A 15,284-nucleotide genomic window follows, 5' to 3' on the forward strand; every position below is an offset into this window, starting at 1 on the left:
ACAATGATTACACTGGAAAATATTAGCAAAATTTATCCTGGATCGCCGCGTAAAGCGCTTGACGATCTCTCCATGACGTTTGAAGAGGGAACCACCACGGCCCTGATTGGCCCTTCCGGCTGCGGTAAAACCACCACCATGCGCTTAATCAACCGGCTGGAACAACCCACTTCCGGGCGTGTCCGGGTAAATGGGCGCGACGTCGCAACGGAAGATCCGGTGATGCTGCGTCGGCATATCGGCTACGTTATTCAGAACGTCGGACTGTTCCCGCATATGACCGTCGCGGACAACATTGCCACGGTGCCGCGCCTGCTGGGCTGGAGCGCCTCGCGTATTCAGGCGCGAGTGGAAACATTACTGGAACTGGTCGGGCTGGATGCCCGGCAATACGCCAGCCGATTTCCTGCCGCGCTTTCCGGTGGTCAGCGGCAACGGGTCGGCGTTGCCCGCGCACTGGCGGCGGACCCGCCGGTCATGCTGATGGATGAACCGTTCGGCGCCATCGATCCGCTGGTTCGCGGGCGATTACAGACCGAGTTTAAGCAGATTCTGCAACGCGTGAAAAAGACGGTGATTATCGTCACTCACGATCTTGATGAGGCCATCAAAATGGGCGATCGCATCGCCATTATGCGCGAAGGACGCCTGTGCCAGTATGCCCCGCCCGCTGAAGTGCTCTCAGCCCCGGCAGATGAGTTCGTCGCGGCTTTTGTCGGCAGCGATGCGGCGCTGAAACTTCTTGCTATTACCCCGGTAGCCCAGGCGATGGAAACGTCTCTGAGCGCTGACCATCCACAACGGCTTGACGTCAACGCTACTCTGAAAGATGCGCTGGCGCTGATGCTTTCCCGGCGCGCCGACAGCATCACCGTCACCAAATGCGGCGCGCCCGTTGGCGTATTAACTCGCCAGCGGCTTTTCACCCACGTACGACCCGATGCGAACCATGCTACCAGTGAGAGAAATTTATGACTCAACCCATCCATTTAACCTGGCTAAACGGCCCCGACGTTGACCAACTGAAGCTCACGGATACAGAAATCCTCACGGCGGTGGAGGACGGGCTGCGGGCACAGGGAGAGAAAAAAACAGTCATTGAACCGCGCATGCATTTAATTCCCGATAAAGCGTTTAACGGCCACTTTAACGTGCTGCGCGGTTATATCGAACCGCTGGGACTCGCCGGGGTAAAAATCGTCGGCGATTACGTCAATAACTATACGCTCGGGCTGCCCTCGGAAATGGCGCTGCTGAACCTGTTCGATCCGCGCACCGGGATGCCGGTCGCCATTCTGGACGCGTCAGCGATCACCGATATGCGCACCGGCGCGCTTACCGCGCTGGGCGCACGCCACCTTGCCCGCCGCAACAGTAAAGTGCTGGGACATATCGGCGCGCGGGGAACCGCCTGGTGGAACGTTCGTCTGCTCAACAGCATTTATGATTTTGATGAAATCCGCATTCATTCGCGTCGCCCGGAAAGCCGTACCGCATTTGCCCGCCGTCTGGAGCAGGATCTCGGCAAAAAAATCATCGTTACCGATGACTGGGAAAGCTGCGTGCGCGGCGCGGATATTGTGGTCGAAGCCTCGCGTCTTAATGCGCCGACGCCGCTGTTAAAAACAGAATGGATAAAGCCCGGCACCTTTGTTGTGCCCTACGGCACCATGAGCGCCGTGGAGCTGTCGCTCACCGACATGATGGACAAGCTGGTGGTGGACGACTGGGGGCAGTGCAAAGGCGGCATGTTTGGTTCACTGCGAGCCCACGTAGAAGCGGGAAAATTAAGTGAGCATACCCTGCATGCCGAGCTGGGCGACATTGTCGCGGGCACGAAGCCAGGCCGTGAAAATGATGATGAAACCATCCTCTTCTGGCACCGGGGGCTGTCGCTAAGCGATATTGCACTGGGGCATACGATGCTGAAGAAAGCGCGTGCGCTGGGTATTGGTCAGGAGCTACGTTACCGATGATTGTTAACGCAAGAATGTACTCGGTAACTCCGGCAGCGGCGGAGGGGTGGAAAAGACTCCTGCCCGAAGCCGTGCGCCGCGCCGGGCTGACGGCAGAGATTGTTGACTACCCGGCCCCGGCCAGACTGGAGGGGCTATGGGCTCGTTCCGATCTGCTGGCGGTATTCATGTGCGGCTGGCCCTTCGCGCAGCGGCGCTTTCCGGTACGCCCGGTGGCCGCGCCGGTTACGGAAGAGGCCGCCAGGGAAGGGATTCCAGGGCACTACCGCACCCTATTTATGGTGCCGACATCGTCTACCGCCAGATGTCTGGAAGAGACGTTCGGCGGGCGGCTGGCGTATACCAACCCGGAGTCGCACTCCGGCTATAACGCGGTACGCTATCATCTGTCGGCATACATTAACGAGACGCGAAAGACGCTCTATCGCACGCTTGTCGGGCCGCTAATCACCCCGCGACGCGTGGTGGAAGCGCTGGCGGCGGGCGAAGCGGATGTCGGCCCGTTGGACAGCTATGCCTGGTCGCTTCTGTGCCGGTATGAGCCGGAATTAACGCGCCATGTGCGCATACTGACGCGCAGCGTTCCCGCACCGATGCCTTTACTGGTGGCAAGCGATACCGTTAATCCACAGGCCATTACGGCGCTGCAAACGGCGCTGCTGACGCTGAACACAGAACGCGACGCCACGCTATTACGGCCTCTGGGGCTGCGGGGATTTATCACCCCGTCAGCAGACGCCTGGCAAGTCGTCTGCGACCGGGAAGAAATTGCGTTCTCCAGAGGCTATGCAACGCTGCGCTGAAAACGGCATTTCATTATGTCGCCCCTTATTCGCTTCATATGCGGTGATATCGTTATACGGTAGCCGCTTCGCGCCTTAACCAGTTCTGTAATAGTTTGCCATCCTGCGTCATTTCACTATCCTGGCGGACGCACAAATAGTAGTCGCGCCCGTCATCTATTGGCAGATCGAAAATCTTCACCAGCTCGCCTTTATCCAGGTACGGCATAATGAGGGGTTCGCGCATCAGGGCGCATCCCAGTCCTGCCTGTACGCCCGCCAGCGTCAGCAGACCGTCCTCAAACAAGGGGCCGCTGCGCGGCGGGGAACGCTTCACGCCCTGCTGAATAAACCATTGATGCCAGGTGGTTCGTTCTTCATCATGCAGCAGCGGCATCTGCATCAGTTGCTCCGGGGTATCAATATGACCATGCAGTCGCAAAAACGCCTGGCTGCATACCGGCACCATGCGCCCGGAAATCAGTTTTTCACTCTGGTATCCCGCCCAGTTGCCATTGCCGAAGCGGATCGACATGTCTGAAGCGTCACTCAGATAGTTGCGGTGATTGGCATACACCACGTTAATCTCGGTATGCGGATTCGCGCGCATAAACATCGGCAGGCGAGGAATAAACCAGCCCATCCCAAAAAGCGGAATCAGGCTAATCGTTACCTGCCGGGTCTGCTCCTGCTCCACCAGATGCTCCGTCGCCTGACGCAAAACGTTAAACGCCGCACGGATCGAACGATAATATTCACGCCCTTGCTGGCTCAGCGCCAGTCGTCGCCCATGCCGTTCGGTGAGCGCGATTTGCAGATATCCCTCAAGTAACTTGAGCTGATGGCTAACCGCAGATGGAGAAATCGCCAGTTCCCTCGCGGCTTGCGTCACGCTTCCTAACCGGGCAATGGCTTCAAAGGCGCGCACCGCCCGCAACGGAGGATCGTTGGCAAGGCGACTCTCCGCAAAGGAGGGCAATGTCGTCAATTGTTCTGTTTTATTCATATATTGATTTCTTTAGGCTATAACCTTGTTTTGTGATTAATAAAATAATCATATTAATCATTAAGATATAAAAATATCTGTTTATCATAAGAAATAATATATGTGTATTTTACAATTTTATTCAATTATTGGATGGTACCCACTGAAAGAGCAATTTGTCGGGTACAAACGTTGGACACACTCATACAACAACTGATAAACGGTGTGATGCTGGGCAGCATCTACGCGCTGATCGCGCTGGGCTATACCATGGTGTATGGTATTTTGCGTATTATTAACTTTGCTCACGGCGATATCCTGATGGTTGGCGCGCTTACTACGCTCTCCGCCATCAATGTCCTGAATCATACCTTCCCTGCTATGCCGCAGTTATTGCAACTCGGTGTAGCGCTGCTCATTGCGATGGCCGTCTGCGCCCTGCTGGCAATGGCGGTAGAACGTTTCGCCTATCGCAGGCTGCGTAACGCCCCACGACTGGCTCCGCTGATCTCCGGTATCGGCGTTTCCGTATTACTGCAAACCGTGGCGATGATCGTCTGGACCCGCAACCCGCTGATGTTCCCGCAGATCCTGTCAATGGCCCCGATCGCCGTGACCTCCGGTGGCGAAACTCATCCACCCGCGATTATCACTCTCACCGGCATTGTCACCGTCGGGCTGGCGCTGGCGGTCATGACCGGTCTGTGGCTGCTGGTTGAATACACTCGCCTCGGGCGAGGCATGCGCGCAGTGGCTGAGAATCCGCGGGTCGCCACGCTGATGGGCGTTAACCCAAACGCCATCATCACCCTGACGTTTGCTATCGGCGGCATTTTTGCGGCGCTGGCCGGCGTGATGATGGCGAGCAACTACGGTAACGCCAGCTTCTCAATGGGCTTTCTCCCCGGAATTAAAGCGTTCACCGCCGCCGTGCTTGGCGGCATTGGCAATATTCGCGGCGCGATGATCGGCGGGATTTTACTGGGCGTCATAGAAGCGCTGGGTGCGGGCTATCTCGGTGAGCTCACTAACGGCGTCTTTGGCAGTAATTACCAGGACGTGTTTGCCTTCATCGTGTTGATCCTGGTGCTGGTATTCCGTCCGGCAGGTTTGTTGGGCGAGCGCGTGGCGCACAGAGCGTAAGGGAAAATCAATGACAACCGTACAACTGCAAGCTCCAGCCACGACGCGCAAATTCTGGTCAGGCATGGCTTTGTTCTGCATCGCATTGCTGATCGCTCCTGTCGTTGCCAGTCAGCTTGGCGGTAACTACTGGGTCCGCGTGATCGATTTCGCCCTGCTCTACATCATGCTGGCGCTGGGGCTCAATATCGTCGTGGGCTATACCGGCCTGCTGGATATGGGGTTTATTGCCTTTTATGCCGTTGGGGCTTATCTGGCCGCTCTGCTGGCCTCTCCCCATCTGTCTGAGGTGTTCCCAATCCTCACCGTCTGGTTCCCGGACGGGCTACATACCTCGTATCTGCTGATCGTTCCGGCTGCGGCACTGGTCGCTGCCGTATGCGGCATTTTGCTTGGCGCACCGACGCTGAAGCTGCGCGGGGATTATCTGGCAATTGTTACGCTGGGCTTTGGCGAAATTATCCGCATTCTGATGCGCAACCTCGATCGCCCGCTGAATATCACCAACGGTGCCAAAGGCATCACCGGCGTGGATACGCTTAATCTGTTTGGCCTGAAGTTCAGCGGTGTTTATCACTGGCTCGGCTTTAAAGTACCCGCGTTGTGGCTGTGGTACTACCTGCTGATGCTGGTCATTGTGGCGATCATTTTTGTCTGCCTGCGCCTGCAACACTCACGTATCGGCCGCGCCTGGCACGCGATTCGTGAGGACGAAGACGTGGCCCGCGCGATGGGCATTAACGTGCGCAACTATAAGCTGCTGGCTTTTGCTATGGGCGCCTCGTTTGGCGGCGTCGCTGGCGCACTGTTTGGCGCGTTTCAGGGATTTGTCTCCCCGGAATCCTTCACCTTGCAAGAGTCCATTGCCGTGCTGGCGATGGTGGTGCTGGGCGGTATGGGCCATATCCCCGGAGTGATCCTCGGTGCGGTACTCCTGACCGCCCTGCCGGAACTGCTCCGTAGCCAGGCGGCCCCTGTTCAACAGATGTTGTTCGGCACGGTACTGATTGACCCGGAAATTTTGCGTCAGCTCTTCTACGGCCTTGCACTGGTGCTGGTGATGCTGGTTCGCCCATCCGGTATCTGGCCGGTTCGCCACAAAGAGGTGAAAGCATGAGCCTGTTAACCGTGAGCAATATGTCCAAACGCTTTGGCGGCCTGACCGCCGTGGACGATGTTTCGCTTTCCATCAATAAAGGCGAGATCTACGGTCTGATCGGCCCCAACGGAGCCGGAAAAACCACCTGTTTTAACCTAATTACCGGGCTTTACCCGGCAGACAGGGGGGCGTTTTTTATTGCAGACCAACCCTATTACCCAAAACAGATAGAGAAAGTCACCGCCGCCGGGATTGCACGCACTTTTCAAAACGTGCGTCTGTTCAACGAGATGTCGGTGCTGGAAAACGTGATGGTCGGTCGCCACGTTCGTACCCGTAATGGGCTATGGGCTGCACTGAGCCGCCATAAACGCGCCCGTAAGGAAGAAGCGCAAACCCGCGAACAGGCCTGGCGCTGGCTGGAGTACACCGGCATTGCAAAGTTTGCCCATTACCGCGCCTGCGATCTGGCCTATGGCCACCAGCGTCGTCTTGAGATCGCCCGCGCGCTGGCTACAGATCCGCTGCTTCTGGCGCTTGACGAACCTGCTGCGGGGATGAATGCCGCCGAGAAGGTCGCGCTTGGCGAGCTGTTAATCCGTATTCGTGAAGATGGCAAAACCCTGCTGATGATCGAGCACGACGTCAAGCTGGTGATGAACATCTGCGACCGCCTGACGGTGCTCGATTACGGCAAAACGCTGGCCTGCGGCACGCCGGATAGCGTGCGTCGCGACCCGGCAGTTATCGCAGCCTGGCTTGGAGGCAATAAGCATGTCTGAGTTACTGAAGGTGGAACGCCTGGATGTGCATTACGGCGGTATTCAGGCCGTTCGCGATATCTCCTTTACCCTGCATGAGGGTGAACAAGCCACGCTGATTGGCGCCAACGGCGCGGGTAAAAGTTCCACCGTGCGCGCCATCACCGGGCTGGAAAGTTTTAACGGCAACATTGAGTTCAATGGCAAAGCCGTACGCAAACAGAAACCGGAGACGCTGCTGCGCAACGGGCTGGTGATGGTGCCGGAAGGTCGCGGCATCTTTGCCCGCATGACGGTGCTTGAAAATTTGCAGATGGGGGCATGGTTAAGGCGTGACGCCGCCCGCGTTAAGCGCGAAATGGCAGAGATTTTTGAGCGTTTCCCGCGTCTTGGCGAACGCCAGCACCAGCTTGCAGGACTGCTCTCTGGCGGCGAGCAGCAGCTGTTGGCGCTCAACCGCGCCCTGCTGAGCCGCCCGCGTTTGCTGATCCTCGACGAGCCGTCTATGGGGTTAGCCCCCAGGATGGTGGAAAACATTTTTACCGTGATCGCCGGGCTGCGCGCACGCGGCGTCGCCCTGCTGCTCATTGAACAAAACGCCCGACTGGCGCTGGAAGTAACCGACAGCGCCTGGGTGATGGACAGCGGCAGCATTGTGCATCACGGCGAGTCGAAAGCGATGCTTAATGACGATCAAATTGCACAGATTTATTTGGGCGAAATGCCTGTTTAACACACTCACCAACAGCAGGGAAAAACAATGAAAACAGTAAAAATCAGTGCGCTCAGCGCCGCTATTCTGCTCAGTAGTTTTGCCTCTACAGGTGCATGGTCAGCTAAAAGCGAAACCGTGACCATCGGTCTTGCGGGCCCGCTTACCGGCCCGTCTGCCCGTATTGGTAAAGATCTGGAGAACGGCGCCCAACTGGCGATTGACGATATCAACAAGCAGCACCCGACCATCGGTGGTAAAGCGGTGACCTTCAGGCTGCAATCTGAAGACGATCAGTCCGACCCGCGCACTGCCGTGGCTGTGGCGCAGCGTCTGGTCGATAGCGGCGTGGCGGGCGTAGTCGGCCACTGGAATACCGGCACCAGTATTCCGGCGGCACGCGTTTATCACGATGCGGGTATCGCCCAGGTCGCGCCCGTTGCCACCGGCCATGCCTATACCAGACAGGGCTTTGATACCAGCTTCCGTGTGATGGGGCATGACGATGACGGCGGCCAGTTTGCCGGTCAGTATGCGGTGAATACCCTGAAGGCAAAACGTATTGCCGTGATCGACGACCGTACCGCATTCGGTCAGGGGCTGGCTGACGAGTTTATAAAATCACTTGAAGCGCAGGGCGTGAAGATTGTTGACCGCCAGTACGTTGACGACAAAACCGTGGATTTCAGCGCCGTGCTGACCGCCATTCGTAGCAAAAACGCTGACCTGATCTTCTTCGGCGGTGTGGATAGCCAGGCCGCGCCGCTGGCGCGTCGTATCAAACAGCTGGGTATGAACGCCACGCTGATGGGCGCAGGCGGCTTCGTCAGCCAGACCTTCCTGCAACTGGCCCAGAAAGAAGGTGAAGGCGTCGTGGCGCTGGAGCCGGGCCTGCCGGTTGAGCAGATGCCGGGCGGTAAGGCGTTCGAGCAAGAGTATCAGTCTCGCTACCACACCCATATTGAACTCCACGCCCCATTCGCCTATGACGCCACCCGCGTTCTGGTTGCCGCGATGGAAAAAGCCGACTCTGTCGATCCGGCTGAGTATTTGCCGGTTCTGCGCGCAATAAGCTATTCCGGCGTTACCGGGCAGATCGCTTTTGATAATGAAGGCAACCTGAAATCGCCGTCTTTCACCGTCTACAAAGTCGTGGATGGTAAATGGCAGCCGCAAACGGTACTGGGCGGCGCCAAAACGAAGTAACGCAGTGAGGCAATGTGATGAGTGATAATAATGAGCTGGGCATTCTCGCCCGCCGCAAAATAGAAGCAGAGATTATTAAACCAATCTATGAAATCCTGGTGCGCGAGATAGGGAAAGCCCGCGCCCAGGCGGTCATTGGCGAAGCCATTGAGCAGGCGGCGATCGATGCCGGTAAAGAATTTGCGCGCAAGGAGCCGAATGGCACAGACGTGAAGAGTTTTATCGCCCTGCAATACCTGTGGGAGAAGGATAACGCGCTGGATGTCAAAGTGATCGACGCCGACGACAAGCAGTACAACTATAACGTCACCCGCTGCCGTTATGCCGAGATGTACCACGAGATGGGCCTCGGTGAGATTGGCCACCTGCTCTCCTGCGCCCGAGATGAGAAATTTATCGTCGGCTACGCGCCCGACGTGGAGCTGACCCGTACGACCACCATCATGCAGGGTGGCGCATGCTGTGACTTTCGCTATCGCACCAAAAAGGAAGACGTATGATCCGCGTGAATGCAGAGCGTTTATGGTCAACGCTTGAGATAATGGCGCAAATCGGCGGCACGCCAGCCGGTGGCGTCACCCGACTGGCATTAAGCAATGAGGATCGCCTCGCTCGTGATTTACTGCGCGACTGGGCGCAGGAAGCCGGGTTTCGCTGCGAAATCGATAGCATGGGCAACATGTTTATTCGCCGCGCCGGTAAAAAACCACAGCTTGCGCCGGTGATGACCGGTTCACACGTTGATTCTCAGCCGCTGGGTGGGCGATATGATGGAATTTACGGCGTTCTGGCCGGGCTGGAAGTGCTGCGTACGTTAAACGATCAGAACATTGAGACCGAACGCGATATTGTACTGGTCAACTGGACCAATGAAGAAGGCGCGCGCTTCGCGCCAGCAATGCTGGCCTCCGGCGTCTGGAGCGGGCAGTTCACACAACAATACGCATGGGCGCGTGAAGATCAGGATGGCATCAGCGTCGGCGAAGCGCTTGAGGCCATCGGTTACCGTGGCGACCAGCCCGCCGTCGCCTTCCCTGTCTACACCTGTTACGAGCTACATATCGAGCAAGGCCCGATTCTCGAAGAGGAAGGTATTGATATCGGCCTGGTGCATGCCGCTATGGGCCAGCGCTGGTTCAACGTTGTAATTCGCGGATTTGCCGCCCATGCCGGCACCACGCCAATGGCCAGCCGCCGCGATGCGTTGACCGCCTTCGCCCGTCTGGCGCTGGCGGTGGAAGACATTGGCAATCAGCACGAACCAGACGGCAGAGCGACAATCGGCATGGCGCAGATTTCACCGGGATCGCGTAACGTAGTGCCAGGGGAAGTACATTGCAGCGTGGAGTTTCGTCATCCACAGACTACCGTCCTCCAGGCAATGGAAACGGCGCTTCGCAAGGCAACCGCCGATCTGAATCAGCGCGGCATTCAGCTCGACGTGGAACGTATCTTCGATTACGCCCCCATCGCATTTGACGAGACCTGTCTACAGCGCAGCGCAAACGCGGCCCAGGCACTGGGATACAGCAGCAAACGGATGGTGTCCGGCGCCGGTCACGATACCTGTTATATCAGCAAAATCGCGCCCGCCAGCATGATTTTTATCCCCTGCGAAAAAGGCATCAGCCATAACGAGGCAGAAAATATTCAGCCGGAATGGGCAGAAAAAGGCGCTAATGTTCTGCTGCACAGCCTCCTGCCAGCTGCGCTTGAATAACAGAGCCAGGTGAACCGGTCAGGTGGAAGAATCACTATTCAACTTAATCGATTACAAGCATGACCGGGTTTGACCATACAGCAGACCATGAATATGACTCATGTTGTAATGAAATTAAGTCTCTTTCACTCATCCAGTGACTCTGGCATAAAAGAGACCTTACTCACTTATTGATAACATGAATACTGCTAAATAATAAAGTCAGGTAACTCTGTAAAATCAATAAATTAATTCAGTTTTCATATCATGACTTAGGATGCAGGATCACGATGAATAACGATTTTACATTTACGATCAAAAGCAGTCGCTTTGATGAACATTATAACCCTTCGGAAAATACGCGTATTACTACCAACTTTGCGAATCTGGCCAGAGGAAAGAACCGCCAGGAAAACTTACGCAACACGTTAGTGATGATTGACAATCGCTTCAATACACTGGCGTATTGGGATAACCCCAAAAGCGATCGTTATTCTGTGGAACTTGATATCATTTCTGTTGCGATGAATATTAACGTTGATAGCAGCAGCGATACGTTCCCTGCAATTGAAATATTAAAAACCAATATTATTGACAAAAAGAACAACGAACGTTTTGAAGGTATTGTCGGGAATAATTTCTCCTCTTACGTGCGAGATTATGACTTTAGCGTATTACTGCCAGAGCATAACAAAAACAAACCTGAGTTTAGCATTCCAGATAATTTTGGTGATTTGCATGGGAACATATTTAAACATTTCATAAACTCAAATGAATACAAAGAGCATTTCAAAAAACCACCTGTGATATGTCTCAGCGTGTCAAGTAACGATATCTATCATCGGACTGGGAATCAGCATCCTGTATTGGGTATCGAATACCAGCCAGGTGGATCTTCGTTAACTGAGAAATACTTCAATAAAATGGATTTGCAGGTTCGCTATTTTATGCCAAAAAATAGCGTTGCACCTTTGGCCTTTTATTTTTCTGGTGATTTACTTAGTGATTACACGAATCTTGAGCTTATCAGCACCATCAGCACGATGGAGACGTTCCAGAAGATTTACCGACCTGAAATTTACAATGCCAACGCCGCAGCAGGTCAATGCTATCAACCAAATCTGAACCACCAGGATCATTCATTAACAAAAATTGTTTATGATCGGGAAGAACGCAGCCAGCTGGCTATTGAGCAAGGAAAGTTTACAGAAGAGCACTTCATCAAACCATACAAAGATATTCTTGAAAAATGGTCTGCTCACTACGCTCTTTGATTAACCGAAAATAAAAGGTCATCGATTATGAAAATATTACTACCCACTTCAACGGCTGGCAGTTTACCTAAACCTTCCTGGCTTGCTCAACCTGAGACGCTTTGGTCGCCCTGGAAATTGCAAAATGAGGAATTAATCGAGGGAAAACAAGATGCGCTACGTTTATCCCTGGATGATCAACTACAGGCAGGTATTGATATTGTTAGTGATGGTGAGCAAACGCGCCAACACTTTGTCACCACGTTTATTGAACACCTCAGCGGCGTTGATTTTGAGAAACGTCAGATTGTTAAAATTCGTAATCGCTATGATGCGAGCGTACCGACCGTTGTTGATGCGGTAGCGCGTCAAAAACCCGTTTTTGTTGAAGATGCAAAGTATTTACGCCAGCTCACTCGTCAGCCAATTAAATGGGCGCTGCCAGGGCCTATGACGATGATCGATACGCTCTACGATGCCCACTATAAAAGCCGCGAAAAGCTGGCCTGGGAATTTGCAAAAATTCTCAATCAGGAAGCCAGAGAGTTAGAAGCTGCCGGCGTCGATATTATCCAGTTTGATGAGCCCGCATTTAATGTGTTTTTTGATGAAGTGAATGACTGGGGGATCGCCGCGTTAGAAAAAGCCATTGAAGGGCTAAAATGCGAGACCGCTGTGCATATCTGCTATGGATATGGCATCAAAGCCAATACCGACTGGAAAAAGACGCTGGGGTCAGAGTGGAGACAATATGAAGAAGCTTTTCCCAAACTGCAAACGTCTAATATCGATATCATCTCACTGGAATGTCATAACTCGCATGTTCCAATGGATCTGCTTGAACTGATTCGCGGTAAAAAAGTCATGGTAGGGGCCATTGACGTGGCAACCAATACCATTGAGACACCAGAAGAAGTCGCCAGTACGTTACGCAAAGCGCTTCAGTTTGTCGATGCCGACAAGCTCTATCCTTCTACCAACTGTGGTATGGCTCCCTTATCTCGTCAGGTAGCCAGAGGTAAGCTCGATGCCCTAAGCGCAGGCGCAGAAATCATCCGAAGAGAACTTTCGGCTAAATGACTCTGTTAATAAGATACGGGCTATAAGTTGATTTCGGTAGATCTGAGAGGAATTTGAAATGGTGCGATAATAGGAACATAACACAACCTATATAACCATTGATAAATATACACATTTTCTTGTTTCATCTTTATAAGTGCCCCCTTTTGTGCCCCCACCTTGTTTTTCATGGGACTCGATGAGCCTTTCATCGAGTCGCCAATATCACCAATTTCGTTACAGACCGTGCAAATCTTCTCGACTCTTGGAGCTCTCCTCACTGCCGTGATCGGCTAAGAACAATATTACTTACTTCCCGATACGAACAACTGTTCATTAATCCGCATGCTCTCCTGGCATGAAGGATATCTGTCACAGTCAAATATGGCGCTTGTTCCTGTGAGGTAAATCCTGTGCGATCGATACGTACTAACTCATACTTTTCTACCAGAAAGTTAACGGCATTAGCCAGAGTGATACCGGCATCGATATGTTCCTGTATAACGGATTCATCAAAGAACGGCGTATCGTTCAGGGTCAGACCATAGTGTTTTTCCAGCAGGCGTGCCAGTAACATTTGCCAGACAGCCACTGGAGACAGACAGGGCTTCGCCGCCCGCGAAATTGTAGCAGGTAGAGTTTTCATGCTTGCTCTCGTGAAATTCGTTAGCGTTGAGTGGGATAAACAGCGATATATACGTAGCCGCAACTACCAAGAGTATCGGCTTCGCAGGTAAAACCGTTGTGGTACAGGATGACACAGTGGGCATGGCGAGGGTTCATTTCACCAGTAGTCAGCATTGATTCCATCTGACTGATAAAATGCGGGAATGCGAAATCCAACTTCAGGCATTCGGTATCACTAAACTTACCGGTGATACTTGCCCGGTCAGCCAGATAGTGCAGCCGGTTGCCCTCCTGCACCAGACGTGCTCCCAGGCGCGGCGTGATATCCCGCTGTAGGCCCCATGTGGTGTTTTTCATTTATAACCTCTTTATTGTCAGTTCAGGGTGATAGTCATCAGACAGGCATAAGGCCCGTTGCGATCCTGGCGGCGTTCGGCGTATATCGCCAGCACACCGGGAATGTCAGGAACTACAAGACCGGTGTAATGACAGACACTGCCGTGCCACTGGTATCTGCCGGTGCAGTAGCGAAAAATGCGGGAAGCCGGATGCTGACGGTAAATCGTCATCGCCCGGCGTTTACTGATAATTTTCATGTATTGCCTCAAAGCAGACCGTGTTCGGCGAAAGACAATATTTGCGTGCCACCGACGATGAGATGATCAGGCACACGGATATCAACGAGCTGAAGCGCCTGCACCAGACGCTGTGTGATGGTCTTATCAGCTTGGCTGGGTGTGATGTCACCGGAGGGATGGTTATGCGCCAGTATCACTGCTGCTGCATTGAAGTACAGGGCGCGTTTGACCACCTCACGGGGATGTACCTCGGTGCTACTAATAGAACCGGCAAACAGGGTTTCGTGGGCAATCAACTGGTTCTGCTGGTTCAGATACAACACCATAAACTCTTCACGCTCCAGTCCCGCCATTTTCAGTTTCAGCCAGTCACGGGCAGCCTGAGTGGAGGTGAATGCCACGCCTGTTTCACGCAGGTGGCGGTCAAGCAGCGTTAAGGCGCGTTTTACCGTGCGTTGCGCGGCTAGTGGGAGTACCGAAGCCAGTGGGGTAATTGACTGTTCCATCATGAGTATCCTCAATCAATAATGCTCAGAATGGCGCTGGATTCAGGGTGCTGCAGGGCGTAATCCCGCAGACAGTAATAGTGCTCAGTCATGGCATCGCATTCGGTGCGACAGGCGTGATGGCTGTATTCAATCAGGCAGACAGCGATACCTGCGGCTTCCGCGCTCATATCTGCATCGTTGCCGTTCATGCTGTTGAGCAGATGCCATTTATCGTAACTGTCAGCATCGGGAGCCATAAACGCGCCGCCATTGCTGAGCGTGTAAAAGGACCAGATACCACCGTTGTACTCATCACAGAAGCGGTCCATCCAGGTGAAAATACGGAGTTCCAGCGTGATCCACTGCGGGATAGTGCCAAAGTGTTGTGGCCAGAAATCGAGATGCTGTTCGTTAGGTACCTTCGTTACGGTCAGTTCAAATTCGGACTCGTTAGCAGATGCAAGATTATTTTGTGCCGCTGTTGTCATGGGTATGTCTCCGTTAATAAAAAACGCCAGCAGCGATGGCTGGCGTATGAGGTAATAATGTGTGTTCGGGAAGGTTGAATGTTGCAGGTAAATGATTCGGGGTCAGCGGGTGGATACGTCCGTACAGATACCTAGTTTGCGGATATAGCGGTTAAGATCATCACCGGCATCCGGTTCAAAGTTCCATGCCCGCCAACCATCCGACCTTCGCCATCGCAAACTATCAGGCGGACGTGACTGCCCTGGTCGTCTTCAATGTTAATGCCGGTGATACCTGCAGGTACCAGTGCCCCTGCTGCGCAATCAGCCGATACCCACTGAAATAGGTCATAAAGCGATTGGTGAAACGACTTCAAACCTTCAGAATTGTTCATTACTACTCCTCAGAAAAATAATAAAAAGCGGCAGAATCGTGAGATTCTGCCGTT

General features: G+C 53.6%; 18 protein-coding genes and 1 pseudogene. 12 read left to right on the forward strand and 7 right to left on the reverse strand.

Features of this window, described 5'->3' with window-relative positions:
* Positions 1 to 3 precede the first annotated feature (3 nt).
* From OGW17_RS16865 to OGW17_RS16875, 3 genes are read left to right on the forward strand one after another with little or no spacing between them, the layout of a single operon-like run.
* Positions 4 to 975 (forward strand): ABC transporter ATP-binding protein, encoded by a 972-nt coding sequence (locus tag OGW17_RS16865; RefSeq protein WP_071260027.1) that lies wholly within the window; start codon positions 4 to 6, stop codon positions 973 to 975.
* Positions 972 to 1,976 (forward strand): ornithine cyclodeaminase family protein, encoded by a 1,005-nt coding sequence (locus OGW17_RS16870; protein ID WP_071260029.1) that lies wholly within the window; start codon positions 972 to 974, stop codon positions 1,974 to 1,976. The genes OGW17_RS16865 and OGW17_RS16870 overlap by 4 nt, the downstream gene beginning before the upstream one ends.
* On the forward strand, positions 1,973 to 2,779 hold the full coding sequence (locus OGW17_RS16875; protein WP_071260031.1) for a phosphate/phosphite/phosphonate ABC transporter substrate-binding protein: 807 nt from the start codon (positions 1,973 to 1,975) through the stop codon (positions 2,777 to 2,779). The genes OGW17_RS16870 and OGW17_RS16875 overlap by 4 nt, the downstream gene beginning before the upstream one ends.
* A gap of 52 nt (positions 2,780 to 2,831) precedes the next feature.
* Here OGW17_RS16875 and OGW17_RS16880 read toward each other — a convergent pair whose 3' ends face one another.
* Positions 2,832 to 3,764 (reverse strand): LysR substrate-binding domain-containing protein, encoded by a 933-nt coding sequence (locus OGW17_RS16880; RefSeq protein WP_047458702.1) that lies wholly within the window; start codon positions 3,762 to 3,764, stop codon positions 2,832 to 2,834.
* 171 nt (positions 3,765 to 3,935) lie between these two features.
* Here OGW17_RS16880 and OGW17_RS16885 point away from each other — a divergent pair, with 171 nt between their 5' ends.
* The 9 genes from OGW17_RS16885 to OGW17_RS16925 all read left to right on the forward strand — a co-directional run bounded on the left by OGW17_RS16885 (position 3,936) and on the right by OGW17_RS16925 (position 12,696).
* Positions 3,936 to 4,886, forward strand: coding sequence for a branched-chain amino acid ABC transporter permease (locus OGW17_RS16885; RefSeq protein WP_024130638.1), 951 nt, complete (start codon positions 3,936 to 3,938; stop codon positions 4,884 to 4,886).
* A gap of 10 nt (positions 4,887 to 4,896) precedes the next feature.
* A complete protein-coding gene (locus OGW17_RS16890; RefSeq protein WP_071260033.1) occupies positions 4,897 to 6,003 on the forward strand; it encodes a branched-chain amino acid ABC transporter permease in 1,107 nt (368 codons plus the stop codon).
* The gene (locus tag OGW17_RS16895) at positions 6,000 to 6,767 is read left to right on the forward strand and encodes an ABC transporter ATP-binding protein (RefSeq protein WP_058668649.1); all 768 of its coding nucleotides are present in this window, start codon (positions 6,000 to 6,002) and stop codon (positions 6,765 to 6,767) included. Before OGW17_RS16890 ends, OGW17_RS16895 begins: the two co-directional genes overlap by 4 nt.
* Positions 6,760 to 7,479 (forward strand): ABC transporter ATP-binding protein, encoded by a 720-nt coding sequence (locus OGW17_RS16900; protein WP_071260035.1) that lies wholly within the window; start codon positions 6,760 to 6,762, stop codon positions 7,477 to 7,479. The genes OGW17_RS16895 and OGW17_RS16900 overlap by 8 nt, the downstream gene beginning before the upstream one ends.
* A gap of 27 nt (positions 7,480 to 7,506) precedes the next feature.
* Entirely contained in the window at positions 7,507 to 8,664 is a 1,158-nt protein-coding gene (locus tag OGW17_RS16905) for a branched-chain amino acid ABC transporter substrate-binding protein (RefSeq protein ID WP_047458708.1), read from the forward strand.
* Between the two features lie 17 nt (positions 8,665 to 8,681).
* Positions 8,682 to 9,164, forward strand: coding sequence for an L-2-amino-thiazoline-4-carboxylic acid hydrolase (locus tag OGW17_RS16910; RefSeq protein ID WP_012133757.1), 483 nt, complete (start codon positions 8,682 to 8,684; stop codon positions 9,162 to 9,164).
* Positions 9,161 to 10,384 (forward strand): Zn-dependent hydrolase, encoded by a 1,224-nt coding sequence (locus OGW17_RS16915; RefSeq protein WP_071260037.1) that lies wholly within the window; start codon positions 9,161 to 9,163, stop codon positions 10,382 to 10,384. The genes OGW17_RS16910 and OGW17_RS16915 overlap by 4 nt, the downstream gene beginning before the upstream one ends.
* A 269-nt stretch (positions 10,385 to 10,653) precedes the next feature.
* Complete coding sequence (locus OGW17_RS16920; RefSeq protein ID WP_071260039.1) at positions 10,654 to 11,637, forward strand: DUF1852 domain-containing protein; 984 nt, start codon at positions 10,654 to 10,656, stop codon at positions 11,635 to 11,637.
* A gap of 27 nt (positions 11,638 to 11,664) precedes the next feature.
* Positions 11,665 to 12,696, forward strand: a complete 1,032-nt coding sequence (locus OGW17_RS16925) for a methionine synthase (RefSeq protein ID WP_071260041.1) — start codon at positions 11,665 to 11,667, stop codon at positions 12,694 to 12,696.
* Positions 12,697 to 12,952: 256 nt separating this feature from the next.
* On the opposite strand, the gene OGW17_RS16930 is transcribed toward OGW17_RS16925, so the two are convergent.
* The 6 genes and pseudogenes from OGW17_RS16930 to OGW17_RS16955 form a co-directional block, all read right to left on the reverse strand.
* Positions 12,953 to 13,321 carry a TA system toxin CbtA family protein gene (locus OGW17_RS16930; RefSeq protein ID WP_081353228.1) on the reverse strand — a complete coding sequence of 123 codons (369 nt, stop codon included), beginning with the start codon at positions 13,319 to 13,321 and terminating at the stop codon, positions 12,953 to 12,955.
* Between the two features lie 20 nt (positions 13,322 to 13,341).
* On the reverse strand, positions 13,342 to 13,659 hold the full coding sequence (locus OGW17_RS16935) for a type IV toxin-antitoxin system YeeU family antitoxin (RefSeq protein ID WP_071260043.1): 318 nt from the start codon (positions 13,657 to 13,659) through the stop codon (positions 13,342 to 13,344).
* Positions 13,660 to 13,676: 17 nt separating this feature from the next.
* Positions 13,677 to 13,898, reverse strand: coding sequence for a DUF987 domain-containing protein (locus OGW17_RS16940; RefSeq protein WP_058668641.1), 222 nt, complete (start codon positions 13,896 to 13,898; stop codon positions 13,677 to 13,679).
* An 8-nt stretch (positions 13,899 to 13,906) separates the two neighbouring features.
* Positions 13,907 to 14,389 carry a RadC family protein gene (radC, locus tag OGW17_RS16945; RefSeq protein ID WP_071260045.1) on the reverse strand — a complete coding sequence of 161 codons (483 nt, stop codon included), beginning with the start codon at positions 14,387 to 14,389 and terminating at the stop codon, positions 13,907 to 13,909.
* An 8-nt stretch (positions 14,390 to 14,397) separates the two neighbouring features.
* Positions 14,398 to 14,856 carry an antirestriction protein gene (locus OGW17_RS16950; RefSeq protein ID WP_071260047.1) on the reverse strand — a complete coding sequence of 153 codons (459 nt, stop codon included), beginning with the start codon at positions 14,854 to 14,856 and terminating at the stop codon, positions 14,398 to 14,400.
* A 102-nt stretch (positions 14,857 to 14,958) separates the two neighbouring features.
* Positions 14,959 to 15,125, reverse strand: a pseudogene (locus tag OGW17_RS16955) (DUF905 family protein); the annotation flags it as partial.
* Between the last annotated feature and the right edge of the window lie 159 nt (positions 15,126 to 15,284).

Origin of the sequence: Citrobacter sp. CK181 (assembly GCF_030333595.1) — a bacterium.
GTDB classification, from domain to species: Bacteria; Pseudomonadota; Gammaproteobacteria; order Enterobacterales; family Enterobacteriaceae; genus Citrobacter_B; species Citrobacter_B koseri.

Excerpts from the sequence above, each read along its gene's own strand:
- OGW17_RS16865 (WP_071260027.1), top strand. The coding sequence starts at position 4 with ATGATTACACTGGAAAATATTAGCAAAATTTATCCTGGATCGCCGCGT.
- OGW17_RS16870 (WP_071260029.1), top strand. The coding sequence starts at position 972 with ATGACTCAACCCATCCATTTAACCTGGCTAAACGGCCCCGACGTTGAC.
- OGW17_RS16875 (WP_071260031.1), top strand. The coding sequence starts at position 1,973 with ATGATTGTTAACGCAAGAATGTACTCGGTAACTCCGGCAGCGGCGGAG.
- OGW17_RS16880 (WP_047458702.1), bottom strand. The coding sequence starts at position 3,764 with ATGAATAAAACAGAACAATTGACGACATTGCCCTCCTTTGCGGAGAGT.
- OGW17_RS16890 (WP_071260033.1), top strand. The coding sequence starts at position 4,897 with ATGACAACCGTACAACTGCAAGCTCCAGCCACGACGCGCAAATTCTGG.
- OGW17_RS16895 (WP_058668649.1), top strand. The coding sequence starts at position 6,000 with ATGAGCCTGTTAACCGTGAGCAATATGTCCAAACGCTTTGGCGGCCTG.
- OGW17_RS16900 (WP_071260035.1), top strand. The coding sequence starts at position 6,760 with ATGTCTGAGTTACTGAAGGTGGAACGCCTGGATGTGCATTACGGCGGT.
- OGW17_RS16905 (WP_047458708.1), top strand. The coding sequence starts at position 7,507 with ATGAAAACAGTAAAAATCAGTGCGCTCAGCGCCGCTATTCTGCTCAGT.
- OGW17_RS16910 (WP_012133757.1), top strand. The coding sequence starts at position 8,682 with ATGAGTGATAATAATGAGCTGGGCATTCTCGCCCGCCGCAAAATAGAA.
- OGW17_RS16915 (WP_071260037.1), top strand. The coding sequence starts at position 9,161 with ATGATCCGCGTGAATGCAGAGCGTTTATGGTCAACGCTTGAGATAATG.
- OGW17_RS16920 (WP_071260039.1), top strand. The coding sequence starts at position 10,654 with ATGAATAACGATTTTACATTTACGATCAAAAGCAGTCGCTTTGATGAA.
- OGW17_RS16925 (WP_071260041.1), top strand. The coding sequence starts at position 11,665 with ATGAAAATATTACTACCCACTTCAACGGCTGGCAGTTTACCTAAACCT.
- OGW17_RS16930 (WP_081353228.1), bottom strand. The coding sequence starts at position 13,321 with ATGAAAACTCTACCTGCTACAATTTCGCGGGCGGCGAAGCCCTGTCTG.
- OGW17_RS16935 (WP_071260043.1), bottom strand. The coding sequence starts at position 13,659 with ATGAAAAACACCACATGGGGCCTACAGCGGGATATCACGCCGCGCCTG.
- OGW17_RS16940 (WP_058668641.1), bottom strand. The coding sequence starts at position 13,898 with ATGAAAATTATCAGTAAACGCCGGGCGATGACGATTTACCGTCAGCAT.
- radC (WP_071260045.1), bottom strand. The coding sequence starts at position 14,389 with ATGATGGAACAGTCAATTACCCCACTGGCTTCGGTACTCCCACTAGCC.
- OGW17_RS16950 (WP_071260047.1), bottom strand. The coding sequence starts at position 14,856 with ATGACAACAGCGGCACAAAATAATCTTGCATCTGCTAACGAGTCCGAA.